19 protein-coding genes and 1 tRNA gene are annotated in these 16,518 nt (G+C 63.5%); 14 read left to right on the forward strand and 6 right to left on the reverse strand.

Annotated features, from left to right (window positions below; all coding sequences use genetic code 11):
- The first annotated feature begins 143 nt into the window (after positions 1-143).
- The 5 genes from KYE46_RS17500 (at position 144) to KYE46_RS17515 (ending at position 3,162) form a co-directional block, all read left to right on the forward strand.
- Entirely contained in the window at positions 144-530 is a 387-nt protein-coding gene (locus KYE46_RS17500; RefSeq protein ID WP_247716845.1) for a hypothetical protein, read from the forward strand.
- Positions 531-544: 14 nt separating this feature from the next.
- Positions 545-1,054 carry a 2OG-Fe(II) oxygenase family protein gene (locus KYE46_RS17505; protein WP_247716846.1) on the forward strand — a complete coding sequence of 170 codons (510 nt, stop codon included), beginning with the start codon at positions 545-547 and terminating at the stop codon, positions 1,052-1,054.
- A gap of 189 nt (positions 1,055-1,243) precedes the next feature.
- The gene (locus KYE46_RS14250) at positions 1,244-2,854 is read left to right on the forward strand and encodes an FAD-dependent oxidoreductase (protein ID WP_219001403.1); all 1,611 of its coding nucleotides are present in this window, start codon (positions 1,244-1,246) and stop codon (positions 2,852-2,854) included.
- Between the two features lie 30 nt (positions 2,855-2,884).
- Positions 2,885-3,049 carry a GNAT family N-acetyltransferase gene (locus KYE46_RS17510; RefSeq protein WP_247716847.1) on the forward strand — a complete coding sequence of 55 codons (165 nt, stop codon included), beginning with the start codon at positions 2,885-2,887 and terminating at the stop codon, positions 3,047-3,049.
- A gap of 20 nt (positions 3,050-3,069) precedes the next feature.
- Positions 3,070-3,162 carry a GNAT family N-acetyltransferase gene (locus KYE46_RS17515; RefSeq protein ID WP_247716981.1) on the forward strand — a complete coding sequence of 31 codons (93 nt, stop codon included), beginning with the start codon at positions 3,070-3,072 and terminating at the stop codon, positions 3,160-3,162.
- A 450-nt stretch (positions 3,163-3,612) separates the two neighbouring features.
- Here the strand turns inward: KYE46_RS17515 and KYE46_RS14260 are convergent, their stop codons facing one another.
- Both KYE46_RS14260 and KYE46_RS17605 read right to left on the reverse strand, forming a co-directional pair.
- On the reverse strand, positions 3,613-4,329 hold the full coding sequence (locus KYE46_RS14260; RefSeq protein WP_219001405.1) for an RES family NAD+ phosphorylase: 717 nt from the start codon (positions 4,327-4,329) through the stop codon (positions 3,613-3,615).
- Positions 4,307-4,513 carry an MbcA/ParS/Xre antitoxin family protein gene (locus KYE46_RS17605; RefSeq protein WP_219001407.1) on the reverse strand — a complete coding sequence of 69 codons (207 nt, stop codon included), beginning with the start codon at positions 4,511-4,513 and terminating at the stop codon, positions 4,307-4,309. Before KYE46_RS17605 ends, KYE46_RS14260 begins: the two co-directional genes overlap by 23 nt.
- On the opposite strand from KYE46_RS17605, the gene KYE46_RS14270 reads away from it, so the two are divergent.
- Both KYE46_RS14270 and KYE46_RS14275 read left to right on the forward strand, forming a co-directional pair.
- A complete protein-coding gene (locus KYE46_RS14270) occupies positions 4,428-5,405 on the forward strand; it encodes a recombinase family protein (RefSeq protein ID WP_283095198.1) in 978 nt (325 codons plus the stop codon). The genes KYE46_RS17605 and KYE46_RS14270 overlap by 86 nt on opposite strands.
- Positions 5,402-5,932 carry a hypothetical protein gene (locus KYE46_RS14275; RefSeq protein ID WP_219001412.1) on the forward strand — a complete coding sequence of 177 codons (531 nt, stop codon included), beginning with the start codon at positions 5,402-5,404 and terminating at the stop codon, positions 5,930-5,932. Before KYE46_RS14270 ends, KYE46_RS14275 begins: the two co-directional genes overlap by 4 nt.
- A gap of 363 nt (positions 5,933-6,295) precedes the next feature.
- On the opposite strand, the gene KYE46_RS14280 is transcribed toward KYE46_RS14275, so the two are convergent.
- Positions 6,296-6,385 (reverse strand) — tRNA-Ser (locus KYE46_RS14280).
- A 256-nt stretch (positions 6,386-6,641) separates the two neighbouring features.
- Between KYE46_RS14280 and KYE46_RS14285 the strand changes: the two genes are divergently transcribed.
- From KYE46_RS14285 to KYE46_RS14315, 7 genes are all read left to right on the forward strand, one after another.
- The gene (locus KYE46_RS14285) at positions 6,642-7,517 is read left to right on the forward strand and encodes an SPOR domain-containing protein (protein ID WP_219001414.1); all 876 of its coding nucleotides are present in this window, start codon (positions 6,642-6,644) and stop codon (positions 7,515-7,517) included.
- A 118-nt stretch (positions 7,518-7,635) separates the two neighbouring features.
- The gene (locus KYE46_RS14290) at positions 7,636-8,829 is read left to right on the forward strand and encodes a D-alanyl-D-alanine carboxypeptidase family protein (RefSeq protein WP_219001415.1); all 1,194 of its coding nucleotides are present in this window, start codon (positions 7,636-7,638) and stop codon (positions 8,827-8,829) included.
- 130 nt (positions 8,830-8,959) lie between these two features.
- On the forward strand, positions 8,960-9,586 hold the full coding sequence (gene tmk / locus KYE46_RS14295) for a dTMP kinase (protein ID WP_219001416.1): 627 nt from the start codon (positions 8,960-8,962) through the stop codon (positions 9,584-9,586).
- A 231-nt stretch (positions 9,587-9,817) separates the two neighbouring features.
- Entirely contained in the window at positions 9,818-10,942 is a 1,125-nt protein-coding gene (locus KYE46_RS14300; RefSeq protein ID WP_219001417.1) for a DNA polymerase III subunit delta', read from the forward strand.
- Positions 10,943-10,952: 10 nt separating this feature from the next.
- Positions 10,953-11,744 (forward strand): TatD family hydrolase, encoded by a 792-nt coding sequence (locus KYE46_RS14305; RefSeq protein ID WP_219001418.1) that lies wholly within the window; start codon positions 10,953-10,955, stop codon positions 11,742-11,744.
- Positions 11,737-12,534, forward strand: a complete 798-nt coding sequence (locus tag KYE46_RS14310; RefSeq protein ID WP_219001420.1) for an MBL fold metallo-hydrolase — start codon at positions 11,737-11,739, stop codon at positions 12,532-12,534. The genes KYE46_RS14305 and KYE46_RS14310 overlap by 8 nt, the downstream gene beginning before the upstream one ends.
- Positions 12,535-13,461 (forward strand): AEC family transporter, encoded by a 927-nt coding sequence (locus tag KYE46_RS14315; RefSeq protein WP_219001422.1) that lies wholly within the window; start codon positions 12,535-12,537, stop codon positions 13,459-13,461.
- Positions 13,462-13,560: 99 nt separating this feature from the next.
- Here the strand turns inward: KYE46_RS14315 and KYE46_RS14320 are convergent, their stop codons facing one another.
- From KYE46_RS14320 to KYE46_RS14330, 3 genes are read right to left on the reverse strand one after another with little or no spacing between them, the layout of a single operon-like run.
- On the reverse strand, positions 13,561-14,574 hold the full coding sequence (locus KYE46_RS14320) for an ABC transporter permease (RefSeq protein WP_219001424.1): 1,014 nt from the start codon (positions 14,572-14,574) through the stop codon (positions 13,561-13,563).
- A gap of 6 nt (positions 14,575-14,580) precedes the next feature.
- Positions 14,581-16,209 carry an ABC transporter permease gene (locus tag KYE46_RS14325; RefSeq protein WP_219001426.1) on the reverse strand — a complete coding sequence of 543 codons (1,629 nt, stop codon included), beginning with the start codon at positions 16,207-16,209 and terminating at the stop codon, positions 14,581-14,583.
- Entirely contained in the window at positions 16,210-16,497 is a 288-nt protein-coding gene (locus KYE46_RS14330) for a DUF1330 domain-containing protein (protein ID WP_219001428.1), read from the reverse strand. It abuts the gene before it with no gap.
- Positions 16,498-16,518 lie beyond the last annotated feature (21 nt).

Raw genomic sequence — 16,518 nt, forward strand, 5'->3', positions numbered from 1 at the left:
AAGCAAAATTGCGCCCCAACCCAAACCGTTAATTATATCCATTAACCGAATTTTGATTAATAAATACGGCCATTTATCACGCGGATGCATATCAATAAGTGTTGTGCAGCAAAGTTGCTCCAACATACTAAGGATGCCATCCAATGTCCCTTACCTCACTTAACCAAGCCCGTGCCGTTGCCCGCCCAACCCGGGAAGAAATGCTTAACCGTGATATCTCTGTCCAACATTTCTGGAACCAGAACCGTGAACTGTTCGAAAGCGCCTGGTCGGAATGGCAAGCGGAAAACGAGGCTAAGCTACCCCAGCTGGACAGCTCCATTTTCGATCCCAAACTGCGCGCGGCTGTGGAACAAGCTTGGGCAGATCCGACAGCCGAAGGTGCGGTTAAGGACCTTTGGAAAGAAGTATTCCCCGGCGTCTATCGCGCGCAGTTCTTCAACGTCGAACGCCTTGCGGCCTGCGTGAATACCTTGATGGCGTTGCCGATGCGGACATCCCATTGCGCCCCCCTTACGGGATCGTGTTGAACCGCGGTGGCGCCATGCTTGACCCGCGCTCCGAAGGGTATATTGCCGCGCCCGGGTTTCAGACCTTCTACCGCGAGATGATGGACGCCTACATACGGCCTGTGTCTCGCCTGCTGTTCCCTGACGTCGTGGGCTACGACACACAGACATTCGGGTTCTCTATCCGGTGGCAGGCCAGCAAGGACACATCCCTGCGCCCCCACTCCGATGCCTCTGCGGTGACACTAAATATCAATCTGAATCTGCCCCGCGAAGGTTATTCCGGTTCTGCCGTCAGCTTCATCGATCCGGTTTCTCGCCGCATTGAAAAACTGACGTTTGAGCCCGGTACCGCCCTGATCCACCACGGCAGCGTCCCCCATGCGTCGGAGCCGATCACTGAAGGCGAACGCTATAACTTTGTTCTGTGGTTGTATGGCCAGCAGGGGCAGATCCCGCATCGCGGCATCCAAACGCCGCAAATCTCGGCCAAAGACAGGTGGTCGGTACCAACGGAAGAGTTTGACAACTTCGCGCCGTTCTGAGGCCGGGTTGTCCTTTAAGATAGCGACACATTCGGGCGGTTCCGGCCGCCCGAATACGCGACGCGGAAAACGTGCGGTACACCTGTCATGTAAGCTGCATTGAGCGTCTGTGCATCTTGCGTTTATCCTCATCAAAGGAGCCGCGACGCGACAAGAGCAACCAACGAACATCTAAAATGGACACCGAGCATGGAAAGCTCTGCCAACGATCTTAGCCAGATGCAGCGGACGCCCTTGCAGGCGGACCATGTCGAAGCGCTACGAGAGGTTGGAACGATAAGGACGTATGGCGCAGGCGACACAATCATTCGACCCGGCGATCCGATGGAGGAATTGCTTTTTATTGAAAGCGGCGAGATAGAGGTTGTGCATCCGATTACGCAGGACCGGACAAACGCGGCCACGATGGGGCCATCCCAATTTACCGGTGAAATCGGGACGCTGTTCGGTGCGGTGTCAATGATCCAAATGAGGGCGTGTGAAACCTCGACAGTGATCGTGGTCCAAAACAAAGACCTGATTAAACTGATGTCCCGCATCCCCGAGATGAGCGATATTATTCTGACTGTCTTTGCCGCCAGACGCCGCGGGAACGTCGAGCATGGACAAACCGAGCTTAAGTTGATCGGCGCGGATGTTGATAAGGATATTCAGAAGATCGCCATCTTTGCACAGCGCAACCGGATCGCGGCGCAACTGATTGATCTTGAAAGTGCCGAGGCGGACGCGGAACGTACAAGCTGCGATTTGAAAGGATGCGGACCAGCGGTGATCTTCGGCGGGCAGGTGATTGACGATCCGACCCCAGAAAAGCTCGCACGGACCCTGGGGCTTGAGCTGGTGATCCCGAACGACGAAGTGATCGATGTCCTAATTGTGGGGGGCGGGCCTGCGGGCGTGGCGGCCGGTGTATATGCTGGTGCCGAGGGGCTATCCGCGGTCGTCGCAGAAGATATCGCCATCGGTGGACAGGCGGGCACGTCCAGCCGGATCGAAAACTACATGGGGTTTCCAACGGGCATTTCTGGTGGTGACCTTGTGTGGCGCGGCGAGGTTCAAGCGATGAAGTTCGGCACCCGCTTTGCCATGCCATTGCGGATCGAGGCATTGGCCTGTCGCGATGACCGCTTCGATGCGACTTGTTCGAACGGGCGCGTCTTGTGCGCGCGCTCCATCGTCGTGGCAACGGGGGTGCAATATCGCAAACTGCCGATCCCGCGATTGGAAGAATTCGAGGGCACAGGCGTCTATTATGCCGCCACAGAGATGGAAGCGAGGTTCTGTCGCAACTCCGAGGCCATCATTGTGGGCGGCGGTAGTTCGGCGGGGCAAGCGGCCATGTTCCTCAGCCGCGCGGCGGCGCACGTGCATCTGCTGGTGCGCTCCGGCAGCCTTGCCGCGTCTATGTCGGATTATCTGTCGTCGCGCCTTGAGGCCGACCCAAGGATCACGATCCACTACCAAAGCGAAATTGCCGAACTGCATGGCGACGACAGGCTATCCGCCGTGACGGTGAAAGACAAAGCCGACGGCACGCAACATCGCTATGACAGCCGCGCGGTTTTCATCATGGCGGGGGCTGCGCCCAATACTGAATGGCTGGCCGGACATGCTGCGCTGGACGATAAGGGCTTCGTTCTGACTGGAACCGAAAACGGTGGCCGGTCGCCATTCGAAACATCGACCCACGGCACTTTTGCAGTGGGCGACGTGCGGTCCGGCTCGGTTAAGTGCGTGGCGTCATCGGTGGGCGAAGGGTCGGTTGTGATGAGTGCGGTCTGGCGCCATCTAAACAGTTGAACCCAAGTTTAGAATTTGACGGAGACCCTATTGCAAGTAGATTTTGAAGACGGCGGGACAAGCGGACGCTATGTCATCCGCACCGAGGATGGCGACGCCGTGTCGACCTTCTCTAAGGCTGGAGACAGGATCATTATCATCGACCACACCGAAGTGGACGACGCCTTGCGGGGCGCGGGTACGGAGAGGTGCTGATCCAACAGATTGTCGCTGACATGCGTGAGCAAAGCAAAAAGATCGTGCCGCTGTGCCCGTTTGCTGCGTCGCAGTTTCGAAAGCACCCCGAATGGGCTGACGTGCTGAACTAAGTTTATAGAGCATAGCGAAACCTGAACCCTTTGGCGAACGCCTGACTTGCCATGAGGAGGTTGACGTAGACAAAATAGTAATACCGCCTCGATTAAGACTGTTCTTTCGACCCTTTCGCCGCACTGAACATTTTTCTCAAGTTGCTCAATTTAGTTTGCGTACGCAGCGAACTTCCGCTTCCCGCCCTAGATGACGAATACTACCGACCCGCCCCCCTGAAAGCCCGCCAAATTAATATAGCTCTGTTAGGGTTTTGGACTTCTTTCGACCGGTAAGCCTATTCGACTGGCGTCAGGCCAGCGAGGCAAGTGTGTGGGCGGCGGTGGTTGAAGTCGGTACGCTCGCAGCGATTTACAGGCCGGCGTGGCGCAGGTTGTCGAATAGGAAGACCAATAAGGCCCCCTTATGTTAGCCGGCCTTCTAGCGATACGTGCTTGACGAAACACCGTTCACGCTAATTCCAGTCTTGTTTCGCCGAACTTGTACTCAAGAGACACCTTGGGATGTTCGCGGCGTACTTGGGTACGCCCTGACCGAAGAAACAAGTGCCAAGTTTGAAACTGCATAGGATCAGGCTTATCGAAAGCTTGGCAGGCCAGCACAGCAATGTTTGGTGGCCCATCTGGATGACGAACTGACGTGTAGCGTATGAGCTCACAACTATCCTCTCGGACACGATCCGCGAGATCGAGGCACGCGTCGTAATTTTCCGGATCGGTCCAAAGAGCTTCCCCGGCTGACAAGGGCAGCTCGGTAAGATCAATTGCTACTGGAACACGAACCGATACACTGAATGCAGTGTATGTCCCCGGTTCCTTAGGCAATGGCGTTCCCGGTGAGCCCTCAAAGAATATTTTTCTTTGCCACACCGTCTCCGCAACAACTGTAATAGGGTTTTCCGCGCCGTAGAAAACGCCGGGAGTTTCACCCATCCTGCGAAAACGAGAGTTCCACGGATATCGGCCGTAACGAAACGGAGTGGATAACAGGTAATCCAGATGTTGGCACTCTGGCGGGACCGGAGGCTTGGTAGTCTCGAGAATTTGCTCCAAAAGCTCCTGTTCGACGCCGCTATCAACGAGTTTTGTCGTCGAAACGATGTGTTGCGCTTCAACCAGACGCCACACTTCGTTTGCGTAGGATTTATAGGGGAGCTCTGGTGGCATCGAGATAGTTCATCACTCGCACGAGACCTTGCGCTGATTTAATTTCGTCCTTCGGAACAGCGTGGAGATGCGAGTTCTGGCTTGCCATCCAAGCCATCATGGACACGCCGTCACCATGGACAATAGCATCCAGTGAGCGGAATACACGTACTAAGCACGCTGCAAGCGCCGGTCGCATTGACATGGTCGTTGTCTACAAGATCGATCGCCTGACCCGCTCGCTGGCTGATTTCGCGAAGCTGGTGGATCGCCTCGAGGCCGCGGCCTGCTCCTTTGTCTCCGTCACGCAGGCCTTCAACACGTCCTCGTCGATGGGACGCCTTACCCTCAACGTACTGCTCTCCTTCGCGCAGTTCGAGCGCGAGGTCACGGCGGAACGGATCCGCGGCAAGATCGCCGCCTCGAAGAAGAAGGGGCTCTGGATGGGCGGCCTGCCGCCAATGGGCTATGACCCTCATCCCGATACAACCCGTCGCGAACTCGTGGTAAACGACGCCGATGCCGAGACGGTTCTCCAAGTGTTTGCTCTTTACGAAACCAATGGATGCCTGAACGCGACATCTCGCGCTGCGGAGAAACTGGGTTTGCGATCAAAGCGCCGCGTCTTCTCGTCAGGTCGCACACAGGGCGGCCTGCCGTTCAGCCGTGGACAGATCCACAAGCTTCTGACCAACCCGGTCTATTGCGGCCTGATCCGTCACAAGGACAAGACATGGCCCGGGCTGCACGACGCCATCATCGATCAGGACTGCTGGGACCGGGTACAGGCGATGCTACAAGACGCCAGTGCAAAACGGCGAGGCAGCCGGACATCCTCGCAGATGGCGTTGGCCAACGCTGCGCCGCTCCTTGGCAAGGTGAAAGATGAGACGGGAGATCGCTTAACACCCACACACACCCAGCGTCATGGACGCCGCTTGCGCTATTACGTCTCCAACCGGCTTGTCTCCGGTGGGCAGGATCCAGACGGCTTGCGGCACCGGCGCTGGAAGACGCAGTCTGCACCGTCGTCGCCACCCATCTTCATGACAGCGCCGCCCGTCATTGCGTGGAGCAACACGCAGAGGCCTCTGTGAGTTCAGCAATATCGCAAAGAACGCGAGGTCTCGCGGAAGAGATCAGGTCTGGCGGCATCCGGCGCGCCGTTCCACTGATCGACACCATCCTGATCGCACGTGGCAAGATCCAGGTCCGCATCGACCGCACTGCATTATCATCCGAGCTCGGACTGCCTTACACAACACTCGCTCCGTCCTTGCTGTCTATCAGCGCCCCATTCACTCGCCGGCGGCGCGGCACCGAGACGAAGATCGTGGCAGGCGACCCTGTGCCAGATCCTGACCCGACGCTTCTCCGCGCATTGCACTCGGCGCACATATGGGCGGCAGCGATGCGACGCGGCGCATCGCTCAAGGAAATCGCAACCGATGCCGGGGTCACCGACCGATATGCCGCCCGCATCATCCCGCTTGCGTGCCTCGCACCCCGCTTGCAGCAGGCCATAGTCGAGGGAACCCAGCCCGCGACGGTCACCCTTGAAAGACTGATCCGTCGAAAACTGCCATTGGACTGGGACGCTCAGGCGCTCACGATCAATGCCTGACGTTGTTGCCTGACCCAAACAGCGCCGTCCCTGTTCCGCAGAAACAATTCCCTGTTCCATGAGCAGAATTCCCTGTTCCAACGCGTAGGGAATTCGCTCCCCGGTCCCTGTAATCATGCAGAGATTACTTCCGGGAACAGGCTTGAACACCTTCGACTGACCGAAATTCCCTGTAAATCGCGTCTTATCAGGGAATTTTCCCAAAGACCGCACCGAGCAAATTGGCCAGCTGAGACTGGCGCGATGTCAGCGCGAGAAACGGTGGCGACGGTGCGTCTCTGTCAAAACAGCCGCCCCGCAAGCGGCGGGAATTGCGCGGAAAATTCGTGCGCTTATGACACCGGGAAATGAGACAGGGGTCCGTGGCGGAGGAGGTGGGATTCGAACCCACGGTACGCTTTCACGCACGCCGGTTTTCAAGACCGGTGCATTCGACCACTCTGCCACTCCTCCGCAAGGCCGATCGCTTGATCGGTCCCGGGTCGAGCCTCCCGGATACTGAAGCGGATGTGATTCTGAAAGCCACTGTCAGCTGCGATCTGCACAAGGCGGCTTTTCAGATGCGAATCAGTGGTGTAACGTGACCAAAATACAGGCGTGGTCCGCCAACAGGATCACTGCCGGCATAGGCCGGTCCGGCAACGTCCGGGATAGTTAAAAATCACCTGCGCGCCTGACGCGTGGGGACAGAGTGCAGAGATTGAGCAGTATGACCCTATTCCGCCAAACGCCCCGATTCCGCGCATTTTCCCTCGCGCTTGTTCCTGTCATCGCCCTCTCCGGTTGCGTCGAGGAGGGTGGATTGTTCAGCTCTCGCGATGCCGATGCCGACGGTCCCGCGCCCATCGGCGCGACCCGGCTGGTCGAGCGTGACGTCGAAGCGCCCGAGGTGTTCGAGGTCACGACCGAAGGTCTCTGGGATGGCCGCCCCTCCCTCGGCGGCGTCTGGGTCGCGCACCCCGATGTCACCGACCCCGAGCGGGTGATCATCCGCAACGACGAGAATGGCCGCTTCGTGATCGGCGCCCTGTTCCGGCGCGAGCGCGACAACCCCGGCCCCGAGTTGCAGATCTCCTCGGACGCGGCCGCCGCCATCGGCGCGCTGGCGGGCGATCCGACGATGCTGAACGTCACCGCGCTGCGCCGCGAGGAAGTGGCCGAAACGGCGGAAGCCGCCCCGGAGGCCATGGCGCCCGGTGAAGACATCGCGGCCTCCCTAGCTGCCGCGGAAATCACCGCCACGCCGCTCGACGGCGCCGACAGCACCATCGCCAGCGCGGCCGCCGCCATCGACGCGGCCGAGACCGCCCCGGCGGCCCCTGCCGCCGCGCGCACCCCTGCCGCCGGCGCGCCCGAGCGCCCCTATATCCAGATCGGCATCTTCTCGGTGCAGGAAAACGCCACCAACACCGGTCAGGCCCTGCGCAGCGTCGGGCTCGAGCCCACGATCTATGACCAGACCACCAACGGTCGCCAGTTCTGGCGCGTCGTCGTCGGCCCGGCCGACAGCACGCAAACCCGCGACGCGATCCTTGCCAACGTCCAGGACCTGGGCTTCGACGACGCCTTCTTCGTGCGCCGCTGACCCCGGCCCTGCCGCGGTGCCTAGGCAGCTTTTCGCGGGTCCGGGCACCCTCTCTTGATGTTGCGCGGGTTTCGCCTTTAGCTAGGCCCAACGCCACATTTGAAACGTTTGGGACGCCATGCACATCGCCATTCTGACCAGACCCGCCGCGACCTTCCTCGCGGCGGTTTTCGTTTGCCTCTCGACCCTCGTCGCGCAGGCGCAGGGCTATGATACCCAGGCCCGCGCGGCCTATGTCTACGACCACGGCTCGGGTCAGGTGCTGCTGGCCCTGAACGCCGACGAGCCGCTGCCGCCGGCCTCCATGTCCAAGCTGATGACGCTGCTGATGGCCTTCGAGGCGCTGCGCGACGGGCGCCTGACGCTGGAGACGCGGGTGCCGGTCTCCGAACACGCGATGAGCTTCGGCGGCTCCACCATGTTCCTCAACACCCAGGACCGCCCGACCATTGAAGAGCTCATCCGCGGCGTCGTCATCGTCTCGGGCAATGATGCCGCCGTGGCCCTTGGTGAGGCGCTGTCGCCCGACGGGACCGAGGCGGGCTTCGCCACCCTAATGACGCAACGCGCGCGGCAGCTCGGCATGATGAACTCCACCTTCGAGAATGCCTCGGGCTGGCCTGCCGAAAACCACCGCATGTCGATGCGCGATCTCGGCATCCTCGCGCAGCGCCTGATCGAGGAATTCCCCGAATACTACGCTTATTTTCAGGAAACCGAGTTCGATTACGAGAACCGCAGCCCCGCCAACCGCTTCAACCGCAACCCGCTTCTGGGTCTGGGCATCGGCGCCGACGGGCTGAAGACCGGCCACACGCAGGAGGCCGGCTACGGGCTGGTCGGCTCCGCCATGCAGGGCGACCGACGCGTCACCTTCGTGATCTCCGGCCTCCCCTCCTCCGAGGCCCGCGCCGACGAGGCCGAGCGCATCGTGACATGGGCCTTCCGCCAATTCGTCATGCGCGACGTGGTGGAGCCGGGGGTGGAACTGGCCCGCGTGCCGGTGTTCCTCGGCGCGCAGCAAACGGTCGGCCTCGCCCCGTCCGAGGGGATCGAGATGCTGCTGCCCGCCCTGCTCGACCCCGAGATCGAGGCGACGCTCACCTACACCAGCCCCCTGCCCGCCCCGGTCACGGCCGGCGACGTCGTGGGCGAATTGCACGTGGCGCAAGGCGTCCACGGGTTTGAGGCCCGGGTCCCCCTCGTCGCCACGGATGATGTGGAGCGGGGCGGCCCAATGGTGCGCATCGGCGCGGCATGGACGAACGTGCGCGGCATGGTGATGGGCAACGCCGACCTCCCCTCGTTCTGACCCCACCCGCGCCCGGAACACCCACGCCCGCTCCAGCCCGAACGCCCCCACACAGCCGCGCGCCTTGCCCTGCTGCCCCTGCCATGCAAAACCTGCACGGCAAGTGACAAAAGCCCGGAGCGCGCGCCCCATGCCCCCCCTATTCATCAGCCTTGAGGGCATCGACGGTTCCGGCAAATCGACCCAGACCGCGCGCCTCGTGAACTGGCTGGAACAACAGGGCCGCGCCCCCCTGCGCACCCGCGAGCCGGGCGGCTCTCCCGGAGCGGAAGAGATCCGGCGCCTGCTGGTGGAAGGCGACCCCGACCGCTGGAGCGCCGAGACCGAGATCCTGCTCTTCACCGCCGCCCGACGCGATCACCTCGAACGCACGATCCGCCCCGCCCTCGCAGCCGGGCGCGACGTGGTGACGGACCGCTTCGCCGACAGCACCCGTGTCTACCAGGGCGCGACCCGGGGCGAGCTGCGCGGCCTCGTCGACCGCATCCACGCCGCCGCCATCGACGTGGAACCCGATCTGACCCTGATCCTCGACATGGACCCCGAACTGGCCCTGTCGCGCGGCCTCGCCCGCGACAGCGGCGAAGACCGGTTCGAGGATTTCGGCCTTCCCTTCCAGCAAAAACTCCGCGCAGGCTTCCGCGCCCTCGCCGAGGAAGCGCCCGAGCGCTGCGTGCTGGTCGACGCCTCCGCCGACCCCGACACGATCGCCGCAACCCTGGCCCGGATCACCGCCTCCCGCCTCGGCCTCGCCTGACGCGCCCGACACCTCCCCCCAACGCCAGCGCCCGCCCCAGCTCCTTCATCTTGGCCCTACAACTCCGGGGGACAGGCGCCGCCGCAGGCGGGGCATGGGGGGCAGAGCCCCCACCCGAACACCGCAGCACACCCCAAGCCCCCCGCAGCACCTCCGCGCCCGCAAGATTTTCTGCCCCCGCCCCGTCCGAACGCCCTGCACCCTGCCGACGGCCCGTGTTACACCCACCCCATGGCCGATGATCTCCCCCTCGAATCCGACCGCCTCGACGGCGCGCCGCACCCGCGCGACGCGGCCCGTCTTTTCGGTCACGCCGGCGCCGAGGCCGATTTCCTTGCCGCTGCCAGCTCCGGGCGCCTGCCCCACGGCTGGCTGCTGACCGGGCCGAAAGGGGTCGGCAAGGCCACCTTCGCGTGGCGCGCGGCGAAATTCCTGCTGAGCACGCCGCCCCCCGACGCGGACGACATGTTCGGCGCCCCGCCGCCGCCCGAAAGCCTCGATGTCTCGCCGGATCACCCCGTCAGCCACCGTATCGCCGCCCTCAGCGAGCCGGGCCTCTTCCTGCTCCGCCGTCCGGTGGATGAGAAGGATGCCAAGAAGCTCAAGACGGTCATCACCGTGGACGAAGTGCGCGGCCTGAAGGGGTTCTTCCACATGTCTGCTGGCAACGCCCGCCGCGTGGTCATCGTCGACAGCGCGGACGAGATGAACCCCTCGGCTGCCAACGCCCTGCTGAAGGAGTTGGAGGAGCCGCCCGAAGGCGCAGTCCTCTTCCTGATCTCGCACCGCCCCTCGGGCCTTCTGCCGACGATCCGCTCGCGCTGCCGCACCCTGCGGTTCAACCCCCTGGGCGATGCGGACCTCGCCTCGGCGCTGCTGCAGGCCGGGGCCGAGCCGCCCGAGGGCGCGGCCTTGGCCACGCTCGCCCAAGGCTCCGTGGGCGAGGCCATCGCCCTGGCCGAACAGGGCGGCCCGTCGCTCTATGCCGATATCTGCAACCTGCTGGCCACGCTGCCCACCATGGACCGCCAATTGGCGATCCGCCTCGCAGAAGGGACAGCCGGCAAGGCCAACGAGGGGCGCTTCACCCTGACGCTCTCGTTGCTCGATACCGCCCTGTCGCGCGCGGCGCGGCTTGGGGCGACCGGGCAGATGCCTACCGAGATCGTCCCGAACGAGGCCGCCACCCTGCAACGCCTCGCCCCCACCCCCGGCCACGCCCGGGAATGGGCGAACCTCGCGCAGTCGCTCACCGCCCGCGCGCGGCGCGGCAAGGCGGTCAACCTTGACCCCGCCGCGCTGGTGTTTGATATCTTCCTCGATCTGGACCGGATGGCGGCCCGGCTTGCCGCGTGAGACCCCCCGAATGAGCACTCCTTCCATCGTCGACAGCCACTGCCACCTGGACTTTGACAGCCTCTCCGAAGAGCTGCCCGAGGTCGTGTCCCGCGCCGTCGAGGCGGGCGTCACGCGCATGGTGACGATCTGCACCCGCCTGCGCAACGCGCCGCAGGTGCAAGCCATCGCCGAGGCCCATGCGCCGGTCTTCTGGGCCGGCGGCACGCATCCGATGTCGGTGGCCGAAGAACCCATGGCGACGCTCGACGAGCTGGAGGCGCTGGCGCAGCACCCGAAGTTCGTGGGCATCGGCGAGACCGGGCTGGATTACCATTACACCGCCGACAGCAAGGACGTGCAGCAGGAGAGCCTCCGCCTGCATATCGAGGCCGCGCGCCGCACCCGGTTGCCGCTGATCATCCACGCGCGCGACGCCGATGATGACATGGCGCGCATCCTGACCGAGGAGCACGCCAACGGCGCGTTCACCTGCGTGATGCATTGCTTCAGCTCCTCCGCCGCGCTCGCCAAGGCCGCGCTGGACCTCGACTTCTACCTCTCGATGTCGGGCATCACCGCCTTCCCCAAGAGCCAAGAGTTGCGCGACATCTTCGCCGCCGCCCCGCTCGACCGGATCCTTGTCGAAACCGACAGCCCCTACCTCGCGCCGCCGCCCCATCGCGGCAAGCGCAACGAGCCCGCCTTCACCGCCCATACCGCGCGCCGCGCCGCCGAGACCTTCGGCCTCGACTACGCAGACTTCGCCGCCCGCACGACCGAGAACTTCGACCGCCTGTTCTGGAAGGCCGCCCATGGCTGAGCTGCGCGTCACCATCCTCGGCTGCGGGTCCTCCGGCGGTGTGCCGCGACTGGGCGGCATCTGGGGTGACTGCGATCCCTCCAACCCCCGAAACATGCGCCGCCGCTGCTCGTTGCTGGTCGAGCAGGAGGGCGCGGAGGGCACCACCCGCGTGCTGATCGACACCTCCCCCGACCTGCGTGCGCAGCTACTGGACGCGGGCGTGGGCCACCTCGACGCGGTGCTCTACACCCACGCCCATGCCGATCATGTCCATGGGCTCGACGACTTGCGGATGATCGTCTTCAACATGCGCGCGCGCCTGCCCGTCTATGCCGACGGCGCCACCACGAACGACCTGCTGAACCGCTTCGGCTACGCCTTCGTGCAGCCGCCGGGCTCCGCCTATCCACCGATCCTCGACATCCATGGGATCGACGGCGACGTCACCATCGACGGCGCCGGTGGCCCGCTCACCTTCACCCCCTTCGAGGTGACCCACGGCAACATCGACGCCCTCGGCTTCCGCGTCGCCGACGTGGCCTATCTGCCCGACGTCTCCGACATCCCCGATGAGGTCTGGCCGGTACTCCAAGGGCTCGACACATGGATTCTCGACGCGCTGCGCCGCACCCCGCACCCGAGCCACAGCCATCTCGAGAACTCGTTGGAATGGATCGCCCGCGCCGCGCCACGCCGCGCGGTGCTCACCAACATGCACATCGATCTCGATTACCAGGATGTCGCCGACGAGACGCCGGACCATGTGACCCCTGCCTATGACGGCATGACCCTCACGTTCGACGTCTGAATGAGCGTCCTGCTCTCCATCGTGCTGCCCGTCTTCCTGCTGGTCGGCGCGGGCTACCTTGCCGTCTGGCGTGGCCTTTTCGCCGACAGCGCCGTGGACGGACTGATGTCGTACACCCAGAAATTCGCCATCCCCTGCCTGCTCTTCACCGGCATCGCGACGCTCGATCTGGGGGCGGAGCTGGATCTCTGGCTGCTCGCCGCCTACTTCGGCAGCGCCATCGCCTGTTTCCTGCTTGGCGTCTTCGGCGCGCGGCTGCTTTTCGGGCGGCCCTGGCCCGACAGCATCGCCATCGGGCTGACCGGCATGTTCGCCAATACCGTGCTTCTGGGCCTGCCGGTGACCGAGCGCGCCTTCGGAACCGAGGCGCTCGGCCCCAACTACGCGATCATCGCGTTCAATGCCGGCTTCTGCTACCTCGTCGGCATCACCTCGATGGAGATCTTTCGCGCCGAAACCCGGGGCGTGGCCCTGGCGCGGACGGTCGCCAGCGCGATGTTTCACAACTCGCTGATGATCGGGATCATGTTGGGCTTCGTGGTGAACCTCTCCGGCCTGCCGATCCCCGCCGTGGCGCAGGACGCGCTGGACCTGATGATCCGCTCTGCCCTGCCCGCCGCGCTGTTTGGCTTGGGCGGCGTGCTCTACCGCTACAAGCCTGAAGGCGACGTGGGTGCCATCGCCATGCTCTGCGTGCTCACGCTCTGCGTGCATCCGGCGATTACATGGGCCATCGGCACCTACGCAGGGCTCAGCACCGGGCAGATGCGCAGCGCGGTCCTCACCGCCGCCATGGCGCCCGGCATCAACACCTATATCTTCGCGGATATGTACGGCGTCGCGCGCCGCGTCGTGGCCTCGACGGTGCTCATCAGCACCGCGCTCACGGTATTCACCGCCTCGGTCTGGTTGCTGATCCTGCCCTGACCGCGCTGCGACCCGTCGGAAACGAGACCGCTCGCGCCCTCTCCCGATGACGGGGTCGAAGCGCGGGCGGCTGAACGTGTTGCAAGTGGGGCGCGGCCCTCAGTGCGGGTCGATCCCCCGCAGCCGTTCCGAGCGTTGCCGCAGCAGTTCCACCACCGTCAGCAGGATCACCGAGATCGCGACCAGCACCGTTGCCGCGGCAAGGATCGTCGGGCTGATCTGCTCGCGCAGGCCGGTGAACATCTGCCACGGCAGGGTCTGCTGCCCGGCGGATCCCACGAAGATCACCACGACCACCTCGTCGAAGGACGTGATGAAGGCGAAAAGACCGCCCGAGATCACGCCCGGCAGGATCAGCGGCATCTGGATGCGGAAGAAGGTCGTCACCGGGTTCGCGCCAAGGTTCGCCGCCGCCCGTGTGAGCGAGCGGTCAAAGCCCACCAGCGTCGCCGTCACCGTGATGATGACAAACGGGATGCCAAGGGCCGCGTGGGCCAGCACGACGCCCATGAAGGTGCCCTGCAGGCCGATGCGCGAGTAGAAGAAGTACATGCCCGCCGCCGAGATGATCAGCGGCACGATCATCGGCGAGATCAGGATCGCCATGATCGCGCCCTTGAAAGGCACGTGGCTCTGGCTCAGGCCAATGGCCGCCAGCGTCCCGAAACCCACCGACAGGAGCGTCGCCACCGGCGCGATCCGCAACGAGTTGCGCATCGGGGTCATCCATTCCTCACCCTCGAGCCCCGAGAGCTTGCCGACGATCAGGCCGATGATGGCGAAGATCACGATGGGGAAGTAGTTGGTCGTTCCCTTGAACATCTTCAGCGCCACCGTGGCGGCAATGCCGAGGGCCAGGCCGATCAGCAGGCCGATCCAGGGATAGCCCCCCTGCCCGAAGAACTCGCGGTAATGGCGCAGGCTGTAGGCGTCCGGGTCCAGCGCCAGCATCCCCGGCGTGAAGGTGAAGAAATCCTCCGCGTTGAAGCTGAGCGGGATGATCGTGAGGATCGGCGCGATCAGGAAGAAGAAGATCAAGCCACAGATGACGCGGAAGCCGTAGAACCAGATGCGCTGGCCGACCGTGGCATAGGGAGGAAGTTTGGTATCCATGGTGCGTTATCCCAGCTTCACGTTGTCGATGCCCACGATGCGATCGTAGAGCCAGTAGAGAACCAGCACGAGCGCCAGCAGGATGGAGCCGAGTGCGGCCGCGAGGCCCCAGTTCAGGCTCGACGAGATGTGGTAGGCGATCCGGTTCGAGATGAAGGTACCCGTGCGTCCACCCACCAGTTCCGGCGTGATGTAGTAGCCGATGGCGAGGATGAAGACGAGGATGCAGCCCGCGCCGATGCCCGGAATGGACTGCGGGAAATACACGCGCCGGAAGGCGGTGAAGTTCGTGGCGCCCAGGGATTTGGCGGCCCGCACATAGCTTGGCGGGATCGTCTTCATCACCGAGTAGAGCGGCAGGATCATGAATGGCAGCAGGATATGCGTCATCGCGATGATCGTGCCAAGCTGGTTGTTGATCAGCGCCAGCCGGTTCTCGTCGGCGACGATGCCGATCCATACGAGGATGTCGTTGATGACGCCTTGCTGTTGCAGCAAGACCTTCCACGCGCTGGTCCGCACCAGCAGCGAGGTCCAGAACGGCAGCAGCACGAGGATCAGCAGCAGGTTCGAGGATTTCGACGGCAGGTTCGACAGCAGGTAGGCGATCGGGTAGCCGAGCAGCACGCACATGAGTGTGATCATGCCCGACATGAAAATCGTGCGCTGGAACAACAGCAGGTAAATGCGCTGCTCTTCCGGCTGCGCCTCGATCCCGTCCGGGGTCAGGCGCAGGTCGATGGAGGTGAGGAAGTAGCCCGCGGTATAGGGGTCCGAGAAGGCCTCGATCGTGGCCCAGACATTGCGGTCGCCCCAATCGTCGTTCAGGTCCAGCCAGGCTTCGCTCGGCGACATGCCGGTAAAGCCTTCCACGGCGGCGTCGGCCTCGATCAGCAGATCGGCCATCGGCCCGTCGTAGCCCGAAACATCGGTGCGCATCAGGTCGCGGTAGAGCGCCATGTAGACAGGGAACCAGGGCTCCTCGGCCATCGGGTTGTCGTTGTCTTCCTGCTGCACCGTCCGCGCGAAGCCGCGATAGGCGTCGGCGGTCTCGGGCAGCAATTCGGAGGCCGCGACCGACAGGCGGAACGATGGCCCCGCGTCCTCGGCGGCGCTGGCCGCCTCGATCCAGTCGGGCGCGCCCATGAGCATGGCCCAGGTGTCGGCCTCCTCCCAAGCCGGGTTCAGCTCGATGAACTGGTCGGCGTAATCCTCGCCGATGTCATCGACGCCGCGTCCCGACTGGCGGAACAGCGACGAGATCCCGGTGGTCTCGTAGTTCAGGCGCGAGCCCAGGCGCGTGTGAATGCGCCGCTCGGCGGCCTCGACGAAATCATAGGTCAGCGCGGCATAGGTATCTTCGTCCGGAAGCCCCTCCGGATCCCAGTCCTCCAGCGCCATGACCGTGCGCGGCAGGGTCTCGGAGGTGATCTGGTTCTCGACCGAGCGGAACAGCATGTCGACGATGGGCGCGATGAAGGCGACCATGATGAAGATCAGCAGCGGTGCGATCAGCAGCAGCGCGCGCATCTTCTGCACCCGCAAGGCCCGCGCGAGGCTGCGCTTCAGCGGCGTGCCGTCAGCGGCAAGGACAGGGCCATTGTCGGTGGTGTTTGCGGCGGTAGCATCAGACATTCACACGCCCTCCACGACGAGGATCACGCTGTCGGCGGTGCGGCGGCGGATCTCTGCAACTTCTTGATATTCAGGGTCGTTATAGGCGGCGAGCGCGGCCTCATAACTGTCGAACTCGAAGACCACGTGGCGTTGGAAGGTGTCGCCTTCCAGAAGTTCCGCCTTGCCGCCCCGGACCACCGGACGCGCGCCGTGGCCCAACAGGATCGGCGTGTCACGCTCCACATATTCCTTGTAGGCTTCGGGGTCGTTCACCGTGATATGGCCGATGATGTAGCCTTTGGGCATTTGCGAGCCGCCTTCTTCGAG

This window comes from Gymnodinialimonas ceratoperidinii (assembly GCF_019297855.1).
GTDB lineage: Bacteria > Pseudomonadota > Alphaproteobacteria > Rhodobacterales > Rhodobacteraceae > Gymnodinialimonas > Gymnodinialimonas ceratoperidinii.

Bases quoted from the DNA above. Each gene is read 5' to 3' on its own strand.
- KYE46_RS14250 (WP_219001403.1), top strand. From the start codon at position 1,244: ATGGAAAGCTCTGCCAACGATCTTAGCCAGATGCAGCGGACGCCCTTG.
- KYE46_RS17515 (WP_247716981.1), top strand. From the start codon at position 3,070: ATGCGTGAGCAAAGCAAAAAGATCGTGCCGCTGTGCCCGTTTGCTGCG.
- KYE46_RS17500 (WP_247716845.1), top strand. From the start codon at position 144: ATGTCCCTTACCTCACTTAACCAAGCCCGTGCCGTTGCCCGCCCAACC.
- KYE46_RS14320 (WP_219001424.1), bottom strand. From the start codon at position 14,574: ATGGATACCAAACTTCCTCCCTATGCCACGGTCGGCCAGCGCATCTGG.
- tmk (WP_219001416.1), top strand. From the start codon at position 8,960: ATGCCCCCCCTATTCATCAGCCTTGAGGGCATCGACGGTTCCGGCAAA.
- KYE46_RS14300 (WP_219001417.1), top strand. From the start codon at position 9,818: ATGGCCGATGATCTCCCCCTCGAATCCGACCGCCTCGACGGCGCGCCG.
- KYE46_RS14290 (WP_219001415.1), top strand. From the start codon at position 7,636: ATGCACATCGCCATTCTGACCAGACCCGCCGCGACCTTCCTCGCGGCG.
- KYE46_RS14285 (WP_219001414.1), top strand. From the start codon at position 6,642: ATGACCCTATTCCGCCAAACGCCCCGATTCCGCGCATTTTCCCTCGCG.
- KYE46_RS14305 (WP_219001418.1), top strand. From the start codon at position 10,953: ATGAGCACTCCTTCCATCGTCGACAGCCACTGCCACCTGGACTTTGAC.
- KYE46_RS14310 (WP_219001420.1), top strand. From the start codon at position 11,737: ATGGCTGAGCTGCGCGTCACCATCCTCGGCTGCGGGTCCTCCGGCGGT.
- KYE46_RS14330 (WP_219001428.1), bottom strand. From the start codon at position 16,497: ATGCCCAAAGGCTACATCATCGGCCATATCACGGTGAACGACCCCGAA.
- KYE46_RS14315 (WP_219001422.1), top strand. From the start codon at position 12,535: ATGAGCGTCCTGCTCTCCATCGTGCTGCCCGTCTTCCTGCTGGTCGGC.
- KYE46_RS14325 (WP_219001426.1), bottom strand. From the start codon at position 16,209: ATGTCTGATGCTACCGCCGCAAACACCACCGACAATGGCCCTGTCCTT.
- KYE46_RS17505 (WP_247716846.1), top strand. From the start codon at position 545: ATGCTTGACCCGCGCTCCGAAGGGTATATTGCCGCGCCCGGGTTTCAG.
- KYE46_RS14260 (WP_219001405.1), bottom strand. From the start codon at position 4,329: ATGCCACCAGAGCTCCCCTATAAATCCTACGCAAACGAAGTGTGGCGT.
- KYE46_RS17605 (WP_219001407.1), bottom strand. From the start codon at position 4,513: ATGTCAATGCGACCGGCGCTTGCAGCGTGCTTAGTACGTGTATTCCGC.
- KYE46_RS14270 (WP_283095198.1), top strand. From the start codon at position 4,428: ATGGACACGCCGTCACCATGGACAATAGCATCCAGTGAGCGGAATACA.